Origin of the sequence: Shewanella polaris, assembly GCF_006385555.1 — a bacterium.
Classification (GTDB): domain Bacteria; phylum Pseudomonadota; class Gammaproteobacteria; order Enterobacterales; family Shewanellaceae; genus Shewanella; species Shewanella polaris.
Map to the genome: position 1 here is coordinate 1,850,985 of NZ_CP041036.1, position 24,415 is coordinate 1,875,399.

General features: G+C 40.2%; 20 protein-coding genes. 13 read left to right on the top strand and 7 right to left on the bottom strand.

The features are described from left to right. The first annotated feature begins 291 nt into the window (after nucleotides 1-291). The 4 genes from FH971_RS08115 to FH971_RS08130 all read left to right on the top strand — a co-directional run bounded on the left by FH971_RS08115 (nucleotide 292) and on the right by FH971_RS08130 (nucleotide 2,267). Nucleotides 292-669 carry a GNAT family N-acetyltransferase gene (locus tag FH971_RS08115; protein ID WP_140233961.1) on the top strand — a complete coding sequence of 126 codons (378 nt, stop codon included), beginning with the start codon at nucleotides 292-294 and terminating at the stop codon, nucleotides 667-669. Between the two features lie 156 nt (nucleotides 670-825). Continuing rightward, on the top strand, nucleotides 826-1,527 hold the full coding sequence (locus FH971_RS08120) for a DUF445 domain-containing protein (RefSeq protein WP_137221157.1): 702 nt from the start codon (nucleotides 826-828) through the stop codon (nucleotides 1,525-1,527). 211 nt (nucleotides 1,528-1,738) lie between these two features. Further along, a complete protein-coding gene (locus FH971_RS08125; protein WP_137221155.1) occupies nucleotides 1,739-2,089 on the top strand; it encodes a VOC family protein in 351 nt (116 codons plus the stop codon). Then, entirely contained in the window at nucleotides 2,064-2,267 is a 204-nt protein-coding gene (locus FH971_RS08130; protein WP_140233962.1) for a DUF1289 domain-containing protein, read from the top strand. Before FH971_RS08125 ends, FH971_RS08130 begins: the two co-directional genes overlap by 26 nt. A gap of 3 nt (nucleotides 2,268-2,270) precedes the next feature. On the opposite strand, the gene FH971_RS08135 is transcribed toward FH971_RS08130, so the two are convergent. Both FH971_RS08135 and asnB read right to left on the bottom strand, forming a co-directional pair. Then, entirely contained in the window at nucleotides 2,271-2,789 is a 519-nt protein-coding gene (locus tag FH971_RS08135; protein ID WP_140233963.1) for a GNAT family N-acetyltransferase, read from the bottom strand. Nucleotides 2,790-3,187: 398 nt separating this feature from the next. Continuing rightward, the gene (asnB, locus tag FH971_RS08140; RefSeq protein ID WP_140233964.1) at nucleotides 3,188-4,852 is read right to left on the bottom strand and encodes an asparagine synthase B; all 1,665 of its coding nucleotides are present in this window, start codon (nucleotides 4,850-4,852) and stop codon (nucleotides 3,188-3,190) included. A gap of 444 nt (nucleotides 4,853-5,296) precedes the next feature. Between asnB and FH971_RS08145 the strand changes: the two genes are divergently transcribed. Beyond that, nucleotides 5,297-5,695: an ACT domain-containing protein gene (locus FH971_RS08145; RefSeq protein WP_140235548.1), complete on the top strand. Its 399-nt coding sequence runs from the start codon at nucleotides 5,297-5,299 to the stop codon at nucleotides 5,693-5,695. 107 nt (nucleotides 5,696-5,802) lie between these two features. Here FH971_RS08145 and FH971_RS08150 read toward each other — a convergent pair whose 3' ends face one another. Then, on the bottom strand, nucleotides 5,803-7,461 hold the full coding sequence (locus FH971_RS08150; protein WP_140233965.1) for a M28 family metallopeptidase: 1,659 nt from the start codon (nucleotides 7,459-7,461) through the stop codon (nucleotides 5,803-5,805). Between the two features lie 274 nt (nucleotides 7,462-7,735). Continuing rightward, entirely contained in the window at nucleotides 7,736-8,482 is a 747-nt protein-coding gene (locus FH971_RS08155; protein ID WP_137221145.1) for an HAD-IIA family hydrolase, read from the bottom strand. A 1,236-nt stretch (nucleotides 8,483-9,718) separates the two neighbouring features. On the opposite strand from FH971_RS08155, the gene FH971_RS08165 reads away from it, so the two are divergent. From FH971_RS08165 to FH971_RS08175, 3 genes are all read left to right on the top strand, one after another. Further along, nucleotides 9,719-10,456, top strand: coding sequence for a hypothetical protein (locus FH971_RS08165; protein WP_140233966.1), 738 nt, complete (start codon nucleotides 9,719-9,721; stop codon nucleotides 10,454-10,456). 120 nt (nucleotides 10,457-10,576) lie between these two features. Further along, nucleotides 10,577-12,499, top strand: a complete 1,923-nt coding sequence (locus tag FH971_RS08170; RefSeq protein WP_140233967.1) for an ORC-CDC6 family AAA ATPase — start codon at nucleotides 10,577-10,579, stop codon at nucleotides 12,497-12,499. Between the two features lie 158 nt (nucleotides 12,500-12,657). Next, the gene (locus tag FH971_RS08175; RefSeq protein WP_140233968.1) at nucleotides 12,658-13,431 is read left to right on the top strand and encodes an abortive infection system antitoxin AbiGi family protein; all 774 of its coding nucleotides are present in this window, start codon (nucleotides 12,658-12,660) and stop codon (nucleotides 13,429-13,431) included. 976 nt (nucleotides 13,432-14,407) lie between these two features. Here FH971_RS08175 and FH971_RS08180 read toward each other — a convergent pair. Continuing rightward, nucleotides 14,408-15,424 (bottom strand): substrate-binding domain-containing protein, encoded by a 1,017-nt coding sequence (locus FH971_RS08180; protein WP_140233969.1) that lies wholly within the window; start codon nucleotides 15,422-15,424, stop codon nucleotides 14,408-14,410. An 872-nt stretch (nucleotides 15,425-16,296) separates the two neighbouring features. Between FH971_RS08180 and FH971_RS08185 the strand changes: the two genes are divergently transcribed. Continuing rightward, the gene (locus FH971_RS08185) at nucleotides 16,297-16,770 is read left to right on the top strand and encodes a hypothetical protein (RefSeq protein WP_140233970.1); all 474 of its coding nucleotides are present in this window, start codon (nucleotides 16,297-16,299) and stop codon (nucleotides 16,768-16,770) included. A gap of 98 nt (nucleotides 16,771-16,868) precedes the next feature. Then, nucleotides 16,869-17,438 carry a hypothetical protein gene (locus FH971_RS08190; protein ID WP_140233971.1) on the top strand — a complete coding sequence of 190 codons (570 nt, stop codon included), beginning with the start codon at nucleotides 16,869-16,871 and terminating at the stop codon, nucleotides 17,436-17,438. A gap of 387 nt (nucleotides 17,439-17,825) precedes the next feature. Here FH971_RS08190 and FH971_RS08195 read toward each other — a convergent pair whose 3' ends face one another. Then, entirely contained in the window at nucleotides 17,826-18,953 is a 1,128-nt protein-coding gene (locus tag FH971_RS08195) for a zinc-binding dehydrogenase (RefSeq protein WP_140233972.1), read from the bottom strand. Nucleotides 18,954-19,093: 140 nt separating this feature from the next. Beyond that, nucleotides 19,094-19,771, bottom strand: coding sequence for a glutathione S-transferase family protein (locus tag FH971_RS08200; RefSeq protein WP_140233973.1), 678 nt, complete (start codon nucleotides 19,769-19,771; stop codon nucleotides 19,094-19,096). 221 nt (nucleotides 19,772-19,992) lie between these two features. On the opposite strand from FH971_RS08200, the gene FH971_RS08205 reads away from it, so the two are divergent. From FH971_RS08205 to FH971_RS08215, 3 genes are all read left to right on the top strand, one after another. After that, the gene (locus FH971_RS08205) at nucleotides 19,993-20,895 is read left to right on the top strand and encodes a LysR family transcriptional regulator (RefSeq protein ID WP_140233974.1); all 903 of its coding nucleotides are present in this window, start codon (nucleotides 19,993-19,995) and stop codon (nucleotides 20,893-20,895) included. A gap of 475 nt (nucleotides 20,896-21,370) precedes the next feature. Beyond that, on the top strand, nucleotides 21,371-22,483 hold the full coding sequence (gene aguA / locus FH971_RS08210; protein ID WP_140233975.1) for an agmatine deiminase: 1,113 nt from the start codon (nucleotides 21,371-21,373) through the stop codon (nucleotides 22,481-22,483). A 78-nt stretch (nucleotides 22,484-22,561) separates the two neighbouring features. Then, complete coding sequence (locus tag FH971_RS08215) at nucleotides 22,562-24,271, top strand: amidase (protein WP_140233976.1); 1,710 nt, start codon at nucleotides 22,562-22,564, stop codon at nucleotides 24,269-24,271. The last annotated feature ends 144 nt before the right edge of the window (nucleotides 24,272-24,415 follow it).

Sequence of the window (24,415 nt, forward strand, 5' to 3'; positions counted from 1 at the left end):
ACAGAGGTAATAGTTGTGCATTTTACCAAAATAAATCCCTTTTAAGGATATTTTTTTGTTCAAATACGGATTAATTTACATTAAATGACATTGGTGTTAGCTTTATAATTAATTGGTGTTAGTTTTATAATTAAGAACATGTAATTAATAGGTTTTATTTATTGTATTTACGCCTGTTTTTTTTATGTTGTGAACTAACAGCTTATAATTATATGTTGTTTTTTTAACCTTGATGGAATATCTCATCTTGTGATATTTAATCTGGGCATTTTTCAATTTCAAGGATGATAAATGCAAATCCGCCTCGCTTCGAGCATCGACCTAGAATCGTTAAGTCTGCTATTTGATCAGTATCGGCAGCAATTACACCAACCATCTGACTACCCAGCGTGTCATGCATTTTTGAAATCCCGCTTAGCTGAAAATGATTCGATGATCTTTGTATCCATTAGAGAAGATGAAATGGTGGGCTTTATTCAACTGTATCCATCATTTTCTTCATTATGTCTTGCACCAGTATGGTATTTGGAAGATGTTTTTGTAAAACCTCTGTATCAACATGATGATGTTGTGAGCCAGATGTTTCAAAAAGCTCAGTTTCTAGCACAAAGCATTGGCGTTTTATTAATTAATCATCTTAGGACTGAATTGCTTGCCGAGCCTGAATAAGTCAGTTGTTCGCAGTAAAGTCGTTGTTATTCCTTTAAGTCAAAAGTCAGGTTCTGTGACGTGATGAAAGATCAGTTATGTAGACCTCAGTTATTTTCTGGTAAAATAACTGAGGTTTTTTATTGATTTTCCATTATAGATGTTAAGGACAAGAGATTGAATAAGAGCGTATTAACCAACCTTATAGCGGCCATATTTATGCTGGTCGGGTATGTGTTAGATCAACATATTGTGCTAACGATAGGATTATTTGCATTATCGGGTGCGTTAACCAACTGGTTGGCGATTTATATGTTATTTGAAAAAGTCCCTGGTTTGTATGGTTCTGGAGTGGTTCCATCTCGTTTTGAAGAGTTTAAAGTTGGTATTAAACATCTAATGATGGATCAATTTTTTACTCAAGAGAATATTGATCGCTTTTTAACAACCAGCAGCGCTAGCAGTATTGATTTAAGCCCAGTGATTGAAAAAATTGATTTAGCACCGTCATTTGACGCATTAGTCGATACCATTGAAAAATCATCTTTTGGCGGCATGTTAGCGATGTTTGGTGGTACAGAAGCATTGATCCCTTTAAAAGAACCGTTTATTGAAAAAATGAAACTGTCTTTAGTTGAATTGGCTCAAAGCGAAGAGTTTAATGCGATATTAGTGAATGAGCTTGAGCAGCCAAATATCATTGCAGATATGCAAGAAAAAGTGGCCAATATTGTCGAACAACGCTTAAATGAGCTGACACCTCAATTGGTTAAGCAAATCGTTCAAGATATGATAAAAACCCATTTAGGTTGGTTAGTGGTATGGGGCGGAGTATTTGGCGGGATTATTGGCGCAGTTGCGGCCTTGGTACAACAATAGTACAACAATAGTACAACAATAGTGCAGCAATAGGGCGACACGCTATACTTTCCGCCATAGTATTAGTTTTAATTTGGATTATGTATTTAATCATCGGCTTGATGATTGTTATTAAAACCGCGCTATTAACGCTGTGTAAGTAAATGATAGACACTATTGGATATTGTTATAAGCATAGTTTAAGTGATAACCCTGAGTAACAGAGGTGAGCATGAGTAAGCATCATAGTATTAACTATTTAGAAATACCCGTGAAAGATATCATTGCAACCAAAGCTTTTTTTACTCAGGTTTTTGGCTGGCAGTTTCAGGATTATGGCCCTGAATATAGCTGCTTTTTGCGGGTGGGTATTGATGGTGGTTTTTATCAAGCTGACACTCAATTTACCTTAGCAAAAGGCAGTCCATTAATCGTGCTTTATAGCCAAGACTTAGCCGTTACAGAAGCAAAAATCATTCAGGCTGGTGGACATATCACCAAAGCGATATTTAGTTTTCCGGGTGGTAGACGTTTTCACTTTACAGACGTTAATGGTAATGAATATGCCGTATGGTCAGAATAAACCAAACTTTTTTGACTCGCCTTGTGTGCGAAATTGTTGTTTAGATGCCCAGGACATCTGTTTAGGATGTCATCGTTCATTAGACGAAATTCTAGCTTGGCATACTATGGATGAACAACAAAAAAGCACGTCGCTTGAAATAATCAAACAACGTGCAATAGCGTATAAAAATCGATAGTAGTTAGTCCGCTAGAGTTTTATTTGTTGTTGACTCGATATCGGTTCTAAATAAGCTAAATCCGCGATCTTGATAGTTTTGTAACGCGCTTGGGTGATCTAACGAGCAAGTATGTACCCAAACTCGGCGAGTGTTCGGTAACGACCACGCTTGTTCAATGGCTTGAGTCAGTAAATAGCCGCCAAAGCCTTTACCGATAAAGTGTTCACCTAAGCCAAAATACATAATTTCGACGTTATCTTCATCTTGTTGCTGCAACTCAAAGTAACCCGCTGGTGCACCGTCTTTATACGCCACAAACAAATGCAAATTATCTGCTTCGCTGTATTCCTGCCATTGGCTATCGGACAATGCTAATTTGTCTGTCCACTCCCAGGCAGCACCCACAAATTGATATAAAAAACGATTGAATTGATATTGTTTTATTTTCGCCTCAACCACAGTTAAGCCGTTGGCATCGTGCTTAGGTTTTAATTGACTGCGGTCAGTCATCTCAAGGTTAAAAATGCTGATATCTGTCATGGTGAACCTCATTGTTATTATTATTGTTGTTTTATTAGAGTGACGAATATCATCATTTTACTAGGGCCTGTTGATCTTTGCAGGTTAAATTTTGTTCGAGATAAAAACGTTTTAATCGAGGCGAGCGGATTGCTGCCTAGCAATCTAAGCTACTTTTACTTAACGAAGAGCAACTCAACAAAGAGTAAAACGTTTTTAGCCGAACCCTTCGGGCAGCGTTTGTTGGTCATTTTTACTGCGTTATCGACTTTTTATGTAGAATAACTACACCACAAAGTCTCTGCCTTGTACAAATGACCAACAATTCGCTGCAAAAACAACCTTGAAAGATCAACAGGCCCTAGGGCACCTAACAAAAACACCACCCAATTGGGTGGTGTTTAACCGTTGTGCAAAAATTAATATGCGCTAGCGTGAACGTTTTTAACTGCACGGCCTGATGGGTCGTTAAGACCTTGCAAGCTAGCATCCCACAATAGTGCTTCAGGCGTTGAACATGCTACTGTTTTCCCGCCTGGCACTGTTTCAGCAGCGCTGGCTAATGGGAAAAACTCTTCAAAGAAGCTGCGATAGAAATAGGCTTCTTTTGACTCAGGCGTGTTGTAAGGGAAACGGAATTTTGCGTTAGCAAACTGTACGTCATCTACGTTTTCTGCAGCGTGGGCTTTTAAGCCATCAATCCACGAGTAACCAACGCCGTCGCTGAACTGCTCTTTTTGACGCCATACCACTTCTTTTGGCAATTTATCTTCAAATGCTTGACGTAAAATGTGCTTCTCGATGCGGCCATCTTTAGACATTTTGGCTTCAGGGTTAATGCGCATTGCTACGTCGATAAACTCTTTATCTAAGAAAGGCACCCGAGCTTCAAGTCCCCATGCCGCCATGGATTTGTTGGCACGCAAGCAATCAAATAAATGCAGTTTGTCTAGCTTACGGACTAATTCTTCATGGAATGCTTGAGCATTAGGCGCTTTGTGGAAATACAGATAACCACCAAATAATTCATCAGCACCTTCGCCAGACAACACCATTTTAATGCCCATGGCTTTAATTTTGCGCGCCATTAAGTACATTGGCGTTGCCGCACGAATAGTGGTTACATCGTAAGTTTCTAAGTGATAAATCACTTCTTTAATCGCATCTAAACCTTCTTGGAAAGTATACACAATAGGGTGATGAATAGTGCCAATGGCATCGGCCACTTTTTGCGCTGCTACCAAATCTGGTGACTCGGCTAAACCTACTGCAAATGAATGCAGTTGTGGCCACCATGCGCCAGTTTCGCCGTCGTTTTCAATACGGTGTTTTGCATATGTTTGAGTAATGGCAGAAATCACTGATGAATCTAGGCCACCAGACAATAATACCCCGTAAGGAACATCTGACATTAACTGACGCTTCACTGCCGCTTCTAGTGCTTCACGCAATTCTTCAATGCTGGCTGGGTTGTCTTTAACGGCATCAAAATCGCGCCAATCACGCTGATAATACTGTGTTGGTTTACCATCGGCAGAATATAAATACTGTCCAGGGTAAAACTCTTCAACCGTTTTACACACAGGCATGAGAGCTTTCATTTCAGAGGCAACATAGAAGTTACCTGACGAATCGAGGCCAGTATAAAGTGGGATAATGCCCATATGATCGCGGCCGATTAAATATGTGTCTTTAGCTTTGTCATACAGTACAAAAGCAAAGATACCGTTCAGCTTGTCTAAAAAGTCACAACCGTATTCTTGGTAAAGTGACAAGATCACTTCGCAATCTGAGTTGGTTTGATATTGGTATTTATCACCTAGCTGAGCTTTTAACAGCTTGTGGTTATAAATTTCACCGTTTACGGCTAACACTATGTTGCCATCAAGGCTGATAAGCGGCTGCGCTCCGTGGTCAACGTCAACAATTGATAAACGCTCATGAGCTAAAATGGCTTTGTCATCAGCATATATGCCAGACCAATCTGGGCCGCGGTGACGCAACAGTTTTGACATTTCTAACGCCACTTGGCGAAGTTTGCTTGCATCAGTTTTGATGTCTAAAATTGAAAATATTGAACACATAATACGGCTCCGGCAGCGTTGGCTAATCTTTATCTGGTTCCTACTTTGCCAGCATTTTAGTTAACTGCCAAGCATGATTTTTAAGATAACGTTATAAATATGACCATTTTAGTGATTTTATCTCGTTCAATTATCTTTTTGTTTGAGTAATATTTAACAATTTCGTGTTATTATTGATGAAACTTTATTTTTTTTATGTTTATGGCGATTTTTTTTAAGATTTCATAATCAAATACAATTAAAATCATAATTGCACTAAAGCAGTGCTTTTGACGCTTAATTGAACATAAATGGGGCGAAAGGGTTATTTTACGGCTTTAACCTAGCCATAATAAAGCTTGTGTGGCATGTTTATGCACGATAACAGGGCTTAAATTTGTTAGCTAAAAGCGACTTACTTTTAAGAAAATACATTGTTAACGGAAACATATTTAAGGAAAAATGATGGTTGGTGAAACAAACTTAACGGCATTACTCGCATCAATGTCACCGCTATTATTAGATGAAGAATATGTGTTTTGCTCAGTGCAGGGCCAATATGGTGATTATCAAAACCTATTGCCACTCGCGACGTTTCGTGAATCAGAAGGGCTAACATTAGTGTTAACAAAAGCGGCAGCAATTGAAGGTGGCTTGCCTTTTGAATCCGTGTTTAAAGGCATTACCTTAACAGTGCATTCTAGTCTTGATGCTGTTGGTTTAACGGCTGCTGTGGCTAATAAGCTCACCGAAAAAGGTATTAGCGCCAATGTTATTGCAGCTTATTATCATGACCATATTTTTGTGCAAACAGAAAAGGCGGCCTTAGCCATTGAAGCGTTAAATGAGTTCAGTCAAGTGTAACGGCGGTTTATCTAACTCATGTATTAGCGCCATAAATATCGATAAAAAAGCCCATCAAATACATGATGGGCCAATCCTTGGGTGGGAAGGCGTAGGGTGGTGCAGTATTAATCTGCTGGACGTAACTGATTAAATTCAGAACCTGCAAAGTAACCTGGCCAATCTTGATTATTACCTAACTCTGCAGCAGCTTGGTAATACACGTCTAAATCTTGTAATGCGCCAGATAAATCCCACTCAGGGTGATAATGGTCGCAAACATTGTGATAACAACCTTTCATCTTTTTGCTCATGGCCATTTTGTATTGTGCCGTGGCTTCATCAAGCGGTTTGTTACCACCACCAGCAAACACTGCTGGTACGCCTAATTTAGCAAAGCTGAAATGGTCTGAGCGGAAAAAGCCGCCAGATGCAGGATTAAGCTCGCCTTGGCTGGTTCGATTTTGTTTAGCTGCAGCGCGATCTAAATAGTTCTCTAATTCGGACTGGCCTTTACCGACAATGGTGTAATCTTTGGTTTTGCCATAAATGTTAGTGCTGTCTAGGTTAAATACTGCCACGGTTTTATCAATTGGATAAATAGGATTAGCGGCATAATAACGTGAGCCCAATAAACCTTGTTCTTCGCCGGTAGTGGCAATAAAGGTTAACGAACGGGCTAAGCCGTGACCTTGTTTGGCTTGCTGGGCAAACTGTCGGGCAATTTCTAAAATACCTGCTGTGCCAGATGCGTTATCTAATGCACCATTATAAATTTGGTCACCGTCTTTGGTTTCATCTTTACCGATATGATCCCAGTGTGCGGTGAATAAAATCTGCTCATCAGCTTGTTTGCTGCCCGCTAACGTTGCAACCACATTATAACTGTTGGCATATTCTGCTTTATTGGCAAATTCAATGTTAGCTGTTTGTTCTAAATCGACATTAAGTGAACTGTTAGCGGCGCGATCCATTAATGATGTTAATGACAGTCCCGCCTTGTCGAACAAGGCAGTAGCACTGTCTAAGGTTAACCAACCTTCAATTTGGACCCGCTGATCTTGTTCTGCTTTGCTTTGGACTAAATCTTGTTGAGCACCTGTCCAGCTATTTTCAACCACCGACCAAGGGTAAGAGGCAGGCTTGGTATCATGGATGATAATTGCGCCTAATGCGCCTTGGCGACTGGCTTCTTCAAACTTATAGCTCCAACGCCCATAGTAGGTCATTGCTTTGCCATTAAACTTGGCACCTTCAGGATGTGCAAAACCTGGGTCGTTCACTAAAATGATGGCAATTTTGCCCTTCATGTTGAGGTCTTGATAATCATTCCAGCCGTATTCAGGCGCATTAATACCGTAACCAACAAACACTAACGGCGCATCTTTAATACTGACCTGGTTGTTATCGTGACGACTGCCTAACACGATATCTTGGCGATACTGCATATCCAAACCCGCTAAATTAACCTGTTGTTGTTCGCTGGCGGTGTAACTTACCATTGGGACTGGTTGTAAAAAACTGCCTTTGTAGGCGCCTTTAAGCCCCATTTTGGTGAACGCGGCAGACAAATACTCTAAGGTGAGTTTTTCACCTTGGGTTGTGGGCGCGCGACCTTCAAACTTATCTGAAGATAATGTTTCGATATCGGTTCTAAAGCGTTGTTCATCAAAGGTTACTGCTGTCACTTTAGCCGGAATAATATCGGCGGTTACAGTGTGTTTAGCATCATCGCCGTTACATGCGGACAGTAAGGCAATGGCGCAAAAAGGGAATAATCGTTTCATGCTATGTCCTGTTATTGTTATTTATTTTTATTTCAGACAAGCATAATGAGCCAAGCCAGTACTTGAAAACAAGGTCACTGGCTTGGAATTGTGTTACCTAATGTAAATTGTGTCTTCGATACTCAGCGTATTAACTGGTTGATCTTGTTGGCGTGAATCAATGGTCCACTAAGGACGTTAACCATTTAACGCCGAAATCATCTTGATACTGTCTATTATCAACGACCTTATCTCTGGTTAATAAAGTGTCTCGTGCATCATAATTGCGTCGTGATTAAACGACGTCAATATCACCAGCACAGGCAAATACATGGTTTGGTCTGAAAGGTTCTTTGTCGATATCGCTTAATTGGCTTACACCACTGGTCACCAGAATAGTTTCCAGACCCGCTTGAAAGCCAGCAAGAATATCAGTACGCATATTGTCGCCAATAATCACAGTATCTTCAGAGTGTCCCTGAATATGATTTAGGGCAGAACGGATAATCCATGAGCTAGGCTTACCTACATAAAATGGCATTTTACCTGTTATACGTTCAATGGCTGCACATAATGCGCCACAAGCAGGGCTAAATGCTGGGCCATGAGTGTCTGGGTTGGTGGCAATAAAGCGTGCACCGCCAGCAACAAAGCGAGATGCTTTATGGATCATGTCCCAGTTGTAAGACCGAGTCTCACCAACGATGACAAAATCTGGATTAATATCGGTAATGGTAAAACCTGCATTGTAGAGCTCGTGGGTCAGGGCGCCTTCACCAATAACATAGGCTTTATTACCCGTTTGATGCTTAAGAAAATCTGCTGTGGCCATGGCTGAGGTATAAAAACAATTCTCTGGCACATTAATACCTGCAGCGCCGAGTCGATTTTGTAAGTCTATGCCAGTTTGTACCGGATAATTGGTGAGGATAACCAGCGGATTGCCTTGTTCAAGTATGCGGTGAATAAACTTGTCACTTCCTGGGATTAGTTTGTTGTCGTGCAATAAAACACCATCAATATCGCAAATAATATTTTTCATTCAGTCATTTCTTCCTTCAAATACAACCTGCTTACATCTAATGCTAATTCAATTGAGAAAACAACGATTAAATATAAAAAATGCCTGTTGGGCGACTGATTTACTGTGTTGTGAGGCGATAGGTGTTGATTGCTTACTATTGTTTGGGGAGTAGAGAAGAATATTGATTATAGCGTTTGTTGTTGTCTATATGGCCAGCGGCCACTAAGGTAGTTGCGCTTTACCCACACCAGAGCAAAGGGGCAAAGCGCATTCTTTGTTATAAATCAGCCTTAGTAAATCTTTAGTGTTGCGGCTACATTTTCAAACAGCGAAAAGGTGGCGACGGAGACTGATCCAGCTTTCAAACTCACTTGGATTTTTCCTTGGCCCATCTTGTAATAAATAGTGAAAATGCTACCGCACCCGATGGTACATCTGATGTGAATGGATTCTCGAATGTCGTGATGACATGGTCTATGATGTTCCCGACATCATAATGACATTTCCCATATGCATATGGGTTAGATGCGCGAGAAAGGCCATGTGAGCTTCATGCACTCTTGTATAAAGAGTCTTCAACGGCCTCAAGTCCAGAGTTGAATCATACCTGTTGAAAGTAAAGTATTTAACTTATTGATGCTCCAAAGTGAGTTTGGGATATGGCCTGTGGCCACTAACGTCGTGGCGCTTCACCCACACCAGACCAAGAGGAAATCAACGGCTATTCCCTCTTGGATCTCCCTGCCGCCCCGCAACCTTTTCAAAAAGCGAAAAGTCGCAATGGGGATTGATCCAGCTTTTAACTTCATTTCAATCCTGCTTCGGCCTTATTCGAAAATGCTAACGCTTCCGATAGGCCATCCCTGGCCAACGAAAGCTAGCCTGACGTCCTGTCAGGCTCACGCTATTTTCTTCAACGTGCTCAATCCAGAGTTGAATCACACCCTTTGAAAGTAAAGTATTTAACTCATTTCTTCCCCATAACGAGTTAGAAAAATATATCTGGGGAAAAGTAATAATTGGTCAATGTAAAGGATGAAACACGATGAAACCTACCTTAAAAGGTGTAATCAGAACAGTCAATTAGCCGAAAACTGTACAAAAAACAACTACCGTTAAAAAGCAAATTCCTATAACATAAAACATACCGATTGATATGGATGTGGCTCCTGCCAAGTCCAACAAGCGGTTTATGCCATGCAAACAACGCAACACATAAATACTAAAACGTTATAACCTACAAGGTAACAATTAATGTTTTCACTACCATCAAGTCAGATTTCTGAGCTCTGCCGGTTTGCATACATATCTGATAAAGAAACTCGGAGTGATTTGTCTGGGGGTTATATATCAAGTGAAAATGATTACACGTCAAACTTCACTGGCGCACTAAGACGCATAATTAATGCAAATAGCCAGACAGGATTGGTAGCAACATCATATTTATTACAGCCACCAGAAGAAAGGCTTATGGGTTGTGATGCAACAATAATCATTACGTGTAATGGTTATTACAAGATTGCTACATTTGAGGCAAAATATCCCCGCTTATCTCAGACATATTACTCTTGGGACTACGAACAAACATCGTCAGGGATATCGCATTTTTCTGACCAACTTGAACGCCAAAAAAGCTTTGCTGGTCAACATGCTATATTTGAAATGTTTTACTGTGAAATACCCTTTGGGAAGCAACCATCCTATATGCAAAAAGAGACCTCATCATGCGTATGGCATGAAAATGCTGTAATGTTCGATAATTCACGGACAAGTCCGCAAAAAGTATGGGAGCGTAGTGATTTAGAGAATCTACTAAAAAAAGGTAATGAGTCAATAGCAACAATAATGAAGGCTATATGTGAATGTTCTAAAGGAAAGCCAAATCAAAGCTTTGGCTCAATCCCAACAATAGCCAAAGAGTTCTCATTGTTTGGCAATGTACTTCATATAGCGAGCAATGAACAAAAGACAGATACTATTGACTCAAAATAACCGTTATAACAAGTTACTGCATCGGAAAAACTACTCGCTAGCGCTCGCATTTTTCCGCTGAGCAAGGTGTTAGAAATTCATCAATTTTGAGGCTGTTGTCGAAGCTCTGGGAAATAAACAATGAATGGACAAGAAAAACAAAAGTTAAGAAGCGCTTTCGACTCAATATTGAGAGCGGATTACATTACTTTGGACAATTTAAGTGAACTTGGTGATTTAGAAGAATACTTTATTGATTTTTTCGGGATACTACAAAGCTTGCTTCAAAAGCAAGACAACTTTGTTAGTGGCAGAAGAGGAACTGGTAAGACTACAAACCTTCTTAGAGGTTATTACGAATGTTTAAAGTCAATAGCTCCTAAGTTAAAAGATAGAAATAGTTTAATGTCACAAAATAAAGTACTTCCTATCTATATAGATTTAAGTACTTGTAATGATCTTTTTGATTCGAATAATGAACTAAATTTAATAGAAATTCATTTTATTCGTCAAATTATTGATTCGCTTAAAAAACAGCTTAATTTGATGTTTGAAGAAAAATTCCTAGCTGTTTTCTCTAAAGAAAATCCAGCTTTGGATGATTTAGACTTTATTGAAAAAGTTTTGGTTGAAGGGATTACGCTTTCTACATCGAAGCAAGTTAGCTTAACAAGCGCAAAAAAAGCGGGGGAGAACTCTGAAGTATCAGTCGAAATATCAAACGCTAAAGCAAAAGTCGCTGGCAAACAAAATGAATCTTATGAACTTGCTCAAAGTAAAACAGTAGAGCAGATTAAAGGTCTTAATGTACAAGAGTTTCTTAATAAAATAAGCGATATAAAGAAAAAAGCAGGTATCGATTCTATTTACGTGTTTGTAGACGAATATTCAGATCTGAGTCCTAAAGCACAAGCAACTTTTAGTGCTCTTCTGAAGTCATTTTTAGGCTCGAAAATTGGTATGTTTTTTAAAGTAGGTGTTATTACTGATCGTTATGACTTTGGTGAAAAAATTATTGTCGGGCGAGATATATTTCCTATTCCTCTCGATTTTAACGAATACGCTGATAGATACGATGGAACAATTGCTGCTATTAATAAAACTCAAACATTTGTTGAGACTTTAATAACCAAACGAATATTGAAATTTTGTCCAAATTTAAAAGTGACTGATGTATTTAAATCTAACTTTGCTGAGATGATCTATAGGATTACTAGAGAGACATTAGGTGTATCAAGGACTATAGGGATTATTCTGCAAAACGCTTTTATTCAAGCAAGCTCTAACTCTGATGCTAGGATCGGTTTGGCTGAAATTAACTATGGAATTAGCAGTGCAAGAAAAACATACCAAAAACAGTTTACTGGAAGCGTTAAAAAAAGGCTTGTTCCAGGTTTTAATTTAGATATGTGGGCTGCAATATTAGCCAAGGCTGTAGAGGAGAAAAATAAATTTCCTGATAGGCCTGCAAGTCACTTTATGGCTGATCCTATTAGAAAAGATTATTTGAGTGTTCTATGTGAGAATTTTCTAATTCATTTTATGTCTGAAAATGTAACATCTAAACATGGTGGGAAATATAATCTCTATTCAATAGATTATGATGTTTGTAGTGAATACAATATTAAGTATGCTGATAAAAAAGATGAATACACTCCCATTAGGTTCATCTATGATTCTGTTCTTTCGGAATTTGATCCCTATTTTTTAGAATCTAAACAAAAGAGTTATAAGTGTCCTGAATGTGAAAAAATTTACGCTGAAGCAGATGTTAAACATGCAAAAGTTAAACGTTGCTTTGAAGATGATGAAAAATTAATAGAAATTATCCATCAAGAGGCGCCTGTTACAAGTGGTAACTTTGCCGAAGTTGAAATAAGAATACTAGGTTTAATATCAGAGCTATTACCCAATGAGGCATTGACCGCAAGGGAAGTTGCAGACTCGGTTGGTTGCACAGTCCAGAAAGTTTCAGCATGGGCAGGAAAGGTTTTAGGTAAAAAAGGTGAAATTAGTATAGATAAATTACATAGCCCTTATAAGTATTATACGGCTGAAACATAAAAATTTCTAACTAATAAGAATAGGCCGCGCGAAACCGTGTTCTTATCCTAAGTTCAACATGGCCTCCCTCGATTTCTGGCTAACACGCTATTATAGCCATCCATTTTTAGCCGCTTAGCAAAGCGTTATGTGGCACTTCAGATTAGTAGTATAGAATTATGAGTAAAGATAAGAGTTTATACCCAGAAATATTGTTCCATTTTTGTAATAAAGACGGAATGTTTGGAATACTGAAAAGCACATTTAGAGTATCTTACGCGCGAGAGAAGATCATCGGTCAAGAGCGTTCTCGTGAAATTGGCGTTCCGATGGTTTCTTTTTGTGATTTGAAGTTATCGGAAGTAAGTTCTCATATGAGTAAATATGGTCACTATGGAATAGGTTTGACGAAAGAATGGGCTAATAAAAATGGTCTTAACCCCGTATTATATATCAGCCAATACTCCCCTTTTACTGATGGGCTTATTCAAGGGTTAGACGGTATTCACGCTCATCGTCGAAAACTAGAACAAAGTAGCGATTCTAATGAACTGTCGACTGACTATATGAATATCTTTAATACTTATCGGTATGTAAAAAACTACGAAGCCCCACTTCACAGGAAGAACCATGAGAAAATTGAGAAGTATCGATTTGCAGATGAACGTGAATGGAGGTATGTGCCACCCTTGAATACCGAAGGGCTAGCCCCGTTTGTGCCGATCACTACGATAAAAACAGAAAAACAAAAAGCAGAATTAAATGAGTCTATTCGTCATATAGGCCTTCAATTTGAACCTGAAGATATTCGCTATCTAGTGGTTGAACGAGATCAAGAAATAGCAGAGCTCATAAATCATTTAGAGCTTGTAAAAGAACGTTTTAGTTGGGAAACCCTCGAACGATTAAAAAGCCGTATATTAACGGCTGAACAAATCAATGTAGATATATAAACCATGTAACATGGCCATATATGGACGCTCCCGGTGAGTCAAGATAATACTCTGCTTACCCAAAGCTTTTTGGCCTTAGTTTTCTATTCTATTGCTTCACACTTTTCATTGCTTTAATGCGGCTCATTTACCGCTAGAAGCGGTTTTACTGCCATATATACGGGCTTAACAGTCAAGCTGGGCCCCTAATGAAATCCGTACCACTACGCCTTTAATTGTAAAACACCCATTCGGATTAGGTTTACCCTATCCTTGGCCTATTCGGGCTAGCACTGGTTGGACTGAGCCATCTCTTCATCGTTAACAACAACCTTGGTGAATGTTTAATGTGCTATCTTGCGGCTCTTATCACCCAGTCGGGTTAACTACCTTTGGTCAGCTCGAGCTCTTCAAGAATTTAGTGGAGTCAGTGTAAACTTTATAATTTAGTGGGGTCAGCATTGCACTAAACCCGAAGCACTAATACACTTCTGTCCATAAATGAGTCAGAAGCCATGATTGAAAATGGATAAATTCAACTCTGAACTTGAGGCCGTTGAAGAAAATAGCGTGAGCCTGACAGGACGTCAGGCTAGCTTTCGAGGTACAGGATGTACCACCGAAAGCGTTAGCATTTTCGAATAAGGCCGAAGAACACCAAAACGAAGTCAAAAGCTGTATTCAACCACGTCGCGAAATTATCGCTTTTCAGATAATTTTGATGTGGCGGCTGGGAGTTCCAAGAGGGAACAGCCGTAGGTTTCCTCTTGGTCTGGTGTGGGCGAAGCGCCACGACGTTAGTGGCCGCAGGCCATAAGTACATAAGTACAAAACAAAAAAACACCTGGATCCTGGCTCAAAAGCATTACCGGGACGACGTGAGAGTTGGGACGACGAGAAGGCTGTTAGCAATCATCTATTCATATATGAGCATAAGCTAAGTCTAATCAAGTTGTGTAACGGTAACGTTATTTGGATCAGGCGAAATTAAATATGATTACAATCCCGAAACCTTGGTCTTGGTACATGTATCAACGTTCTCTGGTGTGCAAAATGTGATAGGTGTGTAAATTGTTTTGTCATATTTTTGGTCTGTTACAATTTTATACAGTGTCAAAATGGCTTGTCTTCCCATTTCATATGGGGCTTGACCAATATTGATATGAACAAGATGATCTTCCAACATCGTTAATTGTTCAGAGGATGTATCCGTAATAATAATGATGACCTTGTTGTTATTAATTTTTGCCTGGTACGGGGCAATCATTTTACGGTAAAGTGCTTGGTCATTTTGCGGCCAACCACCAACAGCAATAAAAGAGTCTGCTTTTACAGGCTTACCTTTCATTACAGACTCCATTTGATTAACAGATTGAGCTAGTTGATCAAAATTAAAGAAAGGCTCTCTAACTTCAGTCCATCCCAAATCGTTATTAAGCAATTCTCCAGGAGGTTCATTGTATTTTTTTCCCGATAATGCGGAACGGACCCCCATCAGTCTTAAATTCAGATTAGGAGAATCTGGTCGCCCAGATTGCATGATTAGCGTTCCCCCATTGGGCCGAAGTTTTTTTAACTCTTCACCTAATGACTTACCCAATTCAAAATTGTCAGTGCCTATATAGGCTAGGCGTAAACTATTAGGGTCTTCGTTGATTGAAGCATCAATATCAGAGTCATAGGTAATAATCGGGATACCGGCTTCTTTAGCTCTCTTAAGACTATTTTGAACGAGATATTTAGATTGTGTAACGGCTACAGCGATACCATCTATACCTTCATCAATCAGTTGATTTATTACCTGATCTTGCATCCTGACATTACTTATATCTGGTCCCCGATATATGCATTCCACGCCTTTTATTTGAGCAGCAGCATCTATACAGCCAGCCTTGCTTTGATCAAAAAAAACACTATTAAATTTAGGTACCACGGCAAGTTTCAATTCTTTTCCATAGACAGAAGGTATGATTAGTAGACTAAAGGCCGCAAGCAATACAAGTGATCTCACCACACTCCCTCCTGAAATAAATTATTGTGCGACTCTGCTTATACTAGCATATAGCAAAGAAATTCATTTAAAGATGCGAGCTGAAACGTATTCCTGAACATATCAGTGTGAGCTAATCGATATTGTTGTGTTTTGAACGCCCCCATGACGACCTTTTCGCAGTTATTGTTTTAAGTCAATAGAGAAAATATTGCGGGGCGGCAGGGCCAATTTTTTTAAAGAGTTATAAGAGTTAAGAAGGGACAGCCGTTGATTTCCTCTTGGTCTGGTGTAGGCGAAGCACCACGACGTTAGTGGCCGCAGGCCATATCTAAAAAAGACCCTTTATCCGTAAGTGGGTTAACCAAACTGGACCTTAGCGTCTTTATAGCCGTCATTACTTATAGATAACGGCTTAATAAAAAAGCAGATACCATTATCGACATCTATTTTTAATACGATGATAATCAATCGGTTAATAAATCGCTACTTTTGAGCCTTAACTATTCCTTTGATGAGTAATTATGTACTTTTCAACTGTAGCGCGTTTATAATTATCGAAATGGGGATATTTTTATTGGTATTGCTGCTCGGAGCAAAATGAAGACTCAATCGGGTATATTATCCTTATTGAATCAGTTAGACTTAAAAATGTGATGGAACACAATAATAACAATGACAAGGGAATCTTAATGATACACGTACAAATTAAGCCACATAATCAATTCGAAACTACACTACAGACCAGATCTAGCATCAACAAAAGTAAATCCTTTTAGCATAAAAAATACCAATTAATCTGGATTAGGCATCGGCCTCGTCCAACAAGGGCTTGTGGTATCCAAACTGCATAACGCACAAATATTAAAACGTTATAAATTTAAAGGGAGTTTTACATGAAAAGTGGTATTTTGGTAACGGTGGTATTTAGCTTTATTTTAGCAGGATGTGCAAATCCATTATTGCATACGATTAATAACAGTAATGAAAGCTTTGAAAAAAATAAATTTCCATTTCGTTATATAGAAACAGAAAAAGATAAAACTCATACGACTTTTCAGCTTGAGCCTGCCGGCATACCTCAACAAACTATAGCTTCATCGAGTGAGTTGTTGCTTAAAGATATTTTTAAAGGTTTAAAAGAGAAATGTAATTTTAAAAAAGAAGATATGGTTGAAACAAGAAAAGTCAGTTCTGACATTCCTTATTATTATGAAGTTTGGGTATTTAACGATGAGTTATCTAAAAGGTCTGATAAAAGATCTTCAATCTCTATAGTATTAAAGCAATACCCAAATGGTGGAGGTGTCGATATCTTTCTATTGGGTGAGTGTCATTCTGTACCAAAGCAATTCACTTTCGGAAATTAAACTTATAAATTCGTTTAAATAGAATCAATATAGTTGGTTTTGTTTATGGCTAGCCATAAATATAATTTTTAATTATTTATCATTAACAAGGAATGAAAATGAAAAAAATTTACTTAGTTCTCTTAATCTTTGCAATAGCTGGCTGTGCGAGCAAATCTAATAAAACTTATATGGGACATGACGTAATAAGTATGCCTTTTAATATTGCTGGAGGTAATGTTGTTCATTTACCGGTTACTGATGCAGGTGTGATTCCTGCTGAAGATAATGGATTCATGATGAAAGTTGCAGGCTTTAGTGTAGCCGAGAGCAAAGCCCATAAAAGAGAAGCTGAATTAGTGTGGAATTTTGCATTTAGCTCTACAAACACTGAAAAAGTACAAAGTATTATTATTGAAGAGTTAGCGCCTACAAAAGTGATTAAACAGTTACTTAAAGTAGAGAATCCTAAAATTGTTGATGGTCTCTGGATATCTAATCTTGAACCTATAAATGCAAATAAAGAAAACACTCCGTGGATTTTTAAAAATAAAGCTAGCATTTACGTATTTAAAATCACAATCAATTTAAAGTCTGGAGAGCAAACTACTCTTACTCAGGCCGCATGGTTTTCTAAGCCCGTGTTAGCAACTTATGCCAAACAAATATCATTAATTGAAAATGGCTAGTAAGGTATTTTTATTTACTAAAACAGTTGGTTGAATTCCAATTCACTACGCATTATTGTTTATGAAAGTGGCTAATCTTTTGTATATGTTTTTATGAGGCTCAAATCCAATAATATTGGTGTTGCTATTGATTCGAGCCTCTTAATTAGTTCTTTAGCAAACTAATTATTGCTTTGGCTTAGCTATCCCGCAAACTGATGGTTAGCAGCTTCGTTGGAGTAATTATCTTAATGGCACCTGTTTAACAATAATGTTTACAATACCTTGTTGTGTCTATGACGAATCAGTAAATAAAAAAGCAGATACCATCATCAGTATCTGCTTTTTCATACGTTTCAATCACTCAATCACTCAATCACTTAAGCGGTTATAAGCTTTGAGGATTAATTACTTTTGCGGTGTAATTAAATACTTCTCACCAGTAGCTTGTTTAGAATAACCCGCCATTGATTTTAATTGTAATACCTCAGCCAATGACACTTCATGGGTGTAGTGGCTTGCAAACGTGGTGGTGATTTCATCTGCAACACGTTTACGCATCGCCATAACTGTTTTAGTGCCTAATTTACCGAGCGCATTGAATAATAAGAAGCCATTAACACCCCATGCAAAACCAAAGTTACGATTTAGGGTAATAGGGCCACGATCTAATGCGCCATAAATATAAGCTTGCTTGAAAGTGTCGGAGCCATAAACGCTGTGTTCTTTCATATCACGCGCTGCAGCCACTTCCATACAGTTAAGAATGTCACTGGTTAATTTACCGCCGCCAATAGGGTCAAACGCAATCGTTGCACCTGTTTCAATAATCGCCGCGGTTAAGTCAGCAAGAAAAGTATCACTGCTTGAGTTAACAACATATTTAGCGCCCATATCACGTAGTAGTGTTTCTTGTTCCGCTTTACGGACGATGTTAATTAAATCGACACCATCGGCAATACAAATACGGTTTAACATTTGGCCAAGGTTAGATGCCGCCGCCGCATGAATAATGGCTTTATGACCTTCAGCACGCATTGTTTCAACCATTGCTAAAGCGGTGAGTGGATTAACAAATGAAGATGCGCCTTCTTTAGCTGTAGTGCCTTGCTTTAATTCTAGGCAGCTTTGCACATTGGCACAGAGGTATTGACGATACGTTCCACCGCCAATCACAGCAACGGTTTTGCCCATAAGTGCTTTTGCCGCAGGCGATGAGCCTGTTGCGACAACGGTTCCTGCACCTTCATTACCAACAGGAATGGCTTTACCCACACGGGTTTTAACCGCTGGCATAAACTTAGCTGGAACATCAGCTGTAATGACGGGGCTTTGTTCAGTGCCTGATTGTTTCGCAGTTGACATATCAGCAGCGCTGAACAGAACCGCTAAATCAGACGGATTTAATGGTGCTGCTTCAATGCGAATAACCACTTCATCGGCACCAGGTTGTGGTATGTCGATGTTTTTTAACGCGAGTGTTAATTTATTGTCTTCGCTGATGGTCGAAGTTAGTTGGATATTAGTATCTGTCATTTGGATTTTCTCCTGCAAAATAATTAATTCTTTGAGCCAATCACTTTATTGTATTGGCTGTGTTCTGTTTGTAATTGAATTTAAGTCAAACGTCAGTCTTGAGTGTTTTTATTGCTAACATTTATTATTCCGCGTTCAGCTTATGTAGCTTTCGCCGCTTGGATTTGAGCTTTCACTTTTTGCATAAACTCTGGCATGTTTGCTAAGCGATCTGCCTCCACTTTTTTGGCAATAACAGATTGGCTCATGGACTCGTTCCACTGTTTCATTCCGGGTATTTCTGCCAGTACATCCCAGTCCAGTTGGCTAGAGCCAAACGCGCTGACAATGGTGTTGACATAATAAACGTAAATGTCAGCCATGGTGAATCGTTCACCTGCTATCCAAGGTGAAAACTGACACAAACGACTTAAGCCGGTAATGCCACGAGTTAATACCTGGCGTACTTCAGCTTTAACCGATTCTGGAACTTCAGTGCCTGAAAATGCATAAGGTATAAGTCGTCTGCTTGGCAGTTCGAAATAAAGCTCTGCCATTTTCATAATTTGACGCACAACTGCACGCTCACCAGCATTTTCTGGGTATAGCGGTATTGCAGGGTAAGTTTCTTCGATAAAGTCACAAATGACACTCGACTCTGAAATATTCAGTCCTTCAGCCGTTGTTATGGCAGGTACTTTGCCAGCAGGACTGACTTTTAGTAACTCGTCACTACCACCGTAAATAAGGTGTTCTTGAAATGGCAGTTGTTTATATAGAAGTACATGTTTCACTAGGTTGTAATAGTTGCTAGCAGCAAAACCGTGCAAAGTAATCATAAGTCAGTGTCCATCATTTACGTGTAGGTAGGTGTTAATTGCCGAAAAATGCAATTAACACCTGTATTTTTAACACGCGGCAACAGGGTTAAGGTTGCAATGTTTAAGTTAACTGTATTATTACCTATTTTAATTTGGTTATATATAAGGGAAAATGCTAATCACTATTGCTTTTAAGACAACAATAAAGCCAAGACACTCAGATTTTATGGAGAAGTAAGTTGGATCAACTACGTGCAATGCGGTATTTCAGTAAAGTGGTCGAAACGGGCAGTTTTACCAAAGCGGCGAGTGTGTTTAATGTACCACCATCATCGCTGTCGAGACGCGTTGCTGATTTAGAAAAGAGTTTGGGGGCGACCTTGTTAAAGCGTTCGACCCGAATCGTTAAACTAACCGAAGTAGGGCAAATTTATTATAACGATGTACAGCAAATATTGAATCAACTAGCGCAAAGCAATGAGACGGTTCGTAGTTACCAAACAACGCCAATGGGACGTTTGCGGATAAGTTCGATGGTGGGTTTTGGCGAAAAGATATTACTGCCATTGTTACATGAATTCAGTGAGTTATATCCTCAAATTGTTTTAGATGTCAGTTTAAGCGACGAGTTATCAACACTTGGACGTGACGATGTCGATATTGCTATTCGCGGTGGTTACGCGCCAAATGAACGCGTGTTAGCGATAAGATTAATGGACAATGGTTTCATTCCTGTGGCATCACCAAGTTACATAGAAAAACACGGTATTCCAAATAATGCGATGGAATTAACGCAACATAATGGCCTGTATTTTAAAGCGCCAACAGGGCCAACGCCTTGGTTATGTCATATGAACGGTCAATGGCATGATGTTTCAGGTCCCGCTGTGGCTATTTCAAATAATGGCCCTTGGTTGGCGAAAAAGGCTTGTGACGGTGAAGGCATTTTAATGTCAACTCGATGGGCATTAGCGTCTTACCTTGAGTCTGGAAAATTGGTAGAACTTAAGTTTGAGCACGAGTTAGCTATCACTCAACATTCTGATATGGCCGTTTATTTGTTGTATCAAAAACAACGCTATTTAGTGCCAAAAGTAAAAGCGGCAGTCGATTTTTTAGTTGAAAGAATAAAAGTGAAATGAGGGTTAAAGAAGCCAATAAAACCCTACGGAAGAATTTGTGAAGCAACTAATCTCTCTATTGATTGAAATCACTTTACGGGTATTAACCATTTTTATAGTCATTTTAGCATTAGAAAAATAGGCATTAATGCTAATGCATTGATGTCATCAGTGGATCAGAGTCTTTAGCCATTAATCCCAATTTGGTGATTGCACTCATTCAATGAACTTGCACCTTATTGTCCTACAAATGGTCATTTATGCCCTGCATACAACTCTTTAGTGCGAACAGTCTTAAATAATATGATATAAAGTGATATTTCATCGAAGCTAAAACTCACCTTGTGTAGACGTGGCAATTTCAGCCTAACTATCCGCGTGATGAATGTGGTAATTCGATTTATTCATTTGATTAATGTTAGGCGTATTTTTATTCTGTCGTCCTATGTTGGGCGCACTCCCTTATCGTTTTTTAGCATCACCGGAGACAAAACTCATGACAAACATGAATGTGGATGCCACGCAGTTAACGACTAAACCATCCCAAGATGGTTTTTGCATGCCAGCCGAATGGGTCCCGCAGCAAGCTGTGTGGATGATTTGGCCATATCGTCCTGATAACTGGCGCTCTGCTGGGGCTTATGCTCAGGCGACGTTTGCTAAAGTGGCAGATGCCATTGGTGCTGTTACCCCTGTTTATATGGGGGTACCCAAGGAGTTTTTGGCACAAGCCAAGACGGTCATGCCTTCTCACGTTACCTTAGTCGAAATAGATAGCAATGATTGCTGGGCTCGCGATACCGGGCCTACAGTTGTGGTGAATGCCAAGGGCGAATGCCGTGGTGTTGATTGGGGCTTTAATGCCTGGGGTGGCAATAACGGTGGTTTGTACTTTCCATGGGATAAGGACGAACAAGTCGCACAACAAATGCTGACCCAGCATGGATTTGAGCGTTATCAGGCTCCGCTTATTCTTGAAGGTGGTTCTATTCATGTCGACGGTGAAGGCACCTGCATGACCACGGCTGAATGTTTGCTTAACAGTAACCGCAATCCAGATTTAACTCGTGAACAGATAGAAGCATTACTGGCTGAATATTTAAATGTTAAGCAGTTTATCTGGTTACCAGAAGGCGTGTACATGGATGAGACTGACGGACATATTGATAATATATGCTGTTTTGCTCGCCCAGGCGAAGTGGTTTTACACTGGACTGATGATCAAACCGATCCGCAGTATCCTCGTTCAAAAGCCGCTTTGGATATTTTGCAAAATACTGTTGATGCACAGGGGCGTAAGTTAAAAGTCCATTTACTACCACAGCCTGGTCCTTTGTATTGCACAGAAGAAGAAGCGCAAGGCGTAGTAGAGGGGACTGGTGTTCCACGCACGGCGGGCGAGCGTTTAGCGGGTTCTTATGCGAACTTTTTAATTACCAACAATCGTATTGTTTTTCCGTTACTCGACCCCGCAACTGATGATATTGCAACGCAGAAATTGCAAGAGATTTTTCCCGAGTATGAGATTGTCGGTGTGCCTGCCCGTGAGATCCTATTAGGTGGTGGTAATATCCATTGTATTACCCAACAGATCCCCTCTGGAAAATAAGTAAACTTAAGCAGAACACAGTGACCATTTATGTCACTGTTGTTTCAACACAATTGGCTTTTAAGAAGAGGTCGTAACATGTTCGAAGTCACTGAGGTTCCCATTGCCGAGCTGCGTACAGCTCTCGAATCCGGTCGCACCACAGCAGTTGAACTGGTGAAGTCTTATCTAACACGGATTGATGCTTACGACGGCCCAGCGACACAGACCAAGCTGAATGCGCTAGTGGTTCGCAACCCAGATGCGTTAAAGGAAGCGGAAGCTTCTGATGCACGCCGAGCTCGTGGTGAAACACTGAGTCCACTGGACGGTGTTCCCTATACAGTCAAAGACAGCTACCTAGTTAAGGGGCTTACTGCGGCTTCTGGTAGCCCAGCGTTTAAGGACTTGGTTGCTCAATACGATGCCTTTGCCGTCGAACGTCTGCGCGATGCAGGTGCTATTTGTTTGGGTAAAACCAATATGCCACCTATGGCTAATGGTGGTATGCAGCGCGGTCACTACGGTCGCGCCGAAAGCCCATACAATGCTAATTATCTTACCGCTCCGTTCGCCTCTGGTTCTTCAAATGGTGCAGGTACTGGTACCGCTGCAAGTTATTCTGCTTTTGGTCTAGCTGAAGAGACATGGTCGAGCGGTCGTGGGCCAGCATCTAACAACGGTTTGTGTGCTTATACTCCATCACGTGGGGTGATTTCTGTGCGTGGTAACTGGCCGTTGACACCGACTATGGATGTTGTGGTGCCTTATACTCGTACTATGGCAGATATGCTTGAAGTGCTGGACGTTATCGTTGCAGACGACCCTATTACTCGTGGTGATTTATGGCGTCTACAACCTTGGGTTGAAATCCCAAAAGCATCAACCGTCCGTCCAAAATCTTATCTGGATCTTGCTGCTCAAGCCGACACGCTTAAAGGTAAGCGTTTTGGCGTACCGCGCATGTACATCAATAAAGATGAATTGGCTGGCACCAGCGAAAACCCTGGCATTGGCGGCCCGACTGGCCAGCGCATCCATACTCGTGCGTCTGTTATCGATTTATGGGAAGCTGCACGCTCAGCGCTGGAATCTGCCGGAGCTGAAGTCATTGAAGTGGACTTTCCGCTGGTTTCTAACTGTGAAGGTGATCGCCCTGGTGCGCCGACTGTGTTCAATCGTGGCATGGTCACCCCTGAGTTTCTCGACGATGAGCTATGGGCGCTATCGGGTTGGGCTTTAGATGAATTCTTGCGTGCTAATAATGATCCTAAATTGAACAAACTGGAAGACGTCAACGGCCATTTGATTTTCCCACATGATCTTGGCACCTTGCCTAACCGTGAGGGTGACCTCGCCGCAGGCATGGATGAATACGTCAACATGGCCAAAAGAGGCCTTAAGTCGTATAACCAAATCGACAGCATACCGGATGGGCTGCGTGGCTTAGAGAAGACACGCAAGTTGGATCTTGAAGATTGGATGGACGAACTCAAACTTGATGCTGTGTTGTTCCCAACTATGGCTGATGTAGGCCCAGCAGATGCACAGGTTAATCCAGCTTCTGCGGACATTGCGTGGAGTAATGGTGTGTGGGTTGCCAACGGTAACCTTGCTATTCGCCACTTAGGTGTACCGACAGTGACTGTGCCAATGGGCGTAATGGCCGACATTGGCATGCCAGTAGGTTTGACTTTTGCAGGTCGTGCTTATGATGACAATGATTTGCTTCGTTTTGCGGGGGCATTTGAGGCGACTGGCAGCAAGCGCGTTATTCCTCCACGTACGCCAGTGCTAAGCAATAAGTAACAAACACTAAGCATTAAAAACTCAAAACGGGATTGGCTCCAGCATGCCAATCCCGTTTTTTTATTTCAACGTAAATACATGCTTAACATCAACATGATGCAGTGATATCGCTGATAACAAATGGCGTTGGTGTTTTGAATAACA

Excerpts from the sequence above, each read along its gene's own strand:
- FH971_RS08115 (WP_140233961.1), top strand. The coding sequence starts at position 292 with ATGCAAATCCGCCTCGCTTCGAGCATCGACCTAGAATCGTTAAGTCTG.
- FH971_RS08125 (WP_137221155.1), top strand. The coding sequence starts at position 1,739 with ATGAGTAAGCATCATAGTATTAACTATTTAGAAATACCCGTGAAAGAT.
- FH971_RS08130 (WP_140233962.1), top strand. The coding sequence starts at position 2,064 with ATGAATATGCCGTATGGTCAGAATAAACCAAACTTTTTTGACTCGCCT.
- FH971_RS08135 (WP_140233963.1), bottom strand. The coding sequence starts at position 2,789 with ATGACAGATATCAGCATTTTTAACCTTGAGATGACTGACCGCAGTCAA.
- asnB (WP_140233964.1), bottom strand. The coding sequence starts at position 4,852 with ATGTGTTCAATATTTTCAATTTTAGACATCAAAACTGATGCAAGCAAA.
- FH971_RS08145 (WP_140235548.1), top strand. The coding sequence starts at position 5,297 with ATGGTTGGTGAAACAAACTTAACGGCATTACTCGCATCAATGTCACCG.
- FH971_RS08150 (WP_140233965.1), bottom strand. The coding sequence starts at position 7,461 with ATGAAACGATTATTCCCTTTTTGCGCCATTGCCTTACTGTCCGCATGT.
- FH971_RS08155 (WP_137221145.1), bottom strand. The coding sequence starts at position 8,482 with ATGAAAAATATTATTTGCGATATTGATGGTGTTTTATTGCACGACAAC.
- FH971_RS08165 (WP_140233966.1), top strand. The coding sequence starts at position 9,719 with ATGTTTTCACTACCATCAAGTCAGATTTCTGAGCTCTGCCGGTTTGCA.
- FH971_RS08170 (WP_140233967.1), top strand. The coding sequence starts at position 10,577 with ATGAATGGACAAGAAAAACAAAAGTTAAGAAGCGCTTTCGACTCAATA.
- FH971_RS08175 (WP_140233968.1), top strand. The coding sequence starts at position 12,658 with ATGAGTAAAGATAAGAGTTTATACCCAGAAATATTGTTCCATTTTTGT.
- FH971_RS08185 (WP_140233970.1), top strand. The coding sequence starts at position 16,297 with ATGAAAAGTGGTATTTTGGTAACGGTGGTATTTAGCTTTATTTTAGCA.
- FH971_RS08190 (WP_140233971.1), top strand. The coding sequence starts at position 16,869 with ATGAAAAAAATTTACTTAGTTCTCTTAATCTTTGCAATAGCTGGCTGT.
- FH971_RS08195 (WP_140233972.1), bottom strand. The coding sequence starts at position 18,953 with ATGACAGATACTAATATCCAACTAACTTCGACCATCAGCGAAGACAAT.
- FH971_RS08200 (WP_140233973.1), bottom strand. The coding sequence starts at position 19,771 with ATGATTACTTTGCACGGTTTTGCTGCTAGCAACTATTACAACCTAGTG.
- aguA (WP_140233975.1), top strand. The coding sequence starts at position 21,371 with ATGACAAACATGAATGTGGATGCCACGCAGTTAACGACTAAACCATCC.
- FH971_RS08215 (WP_140233976.1), top strand. The coding sequence starts at position 22,562 with ATGTTCGAAGTCACTGAGGTTCCCATTGCCGAGCTGCGTACAGCTCTC.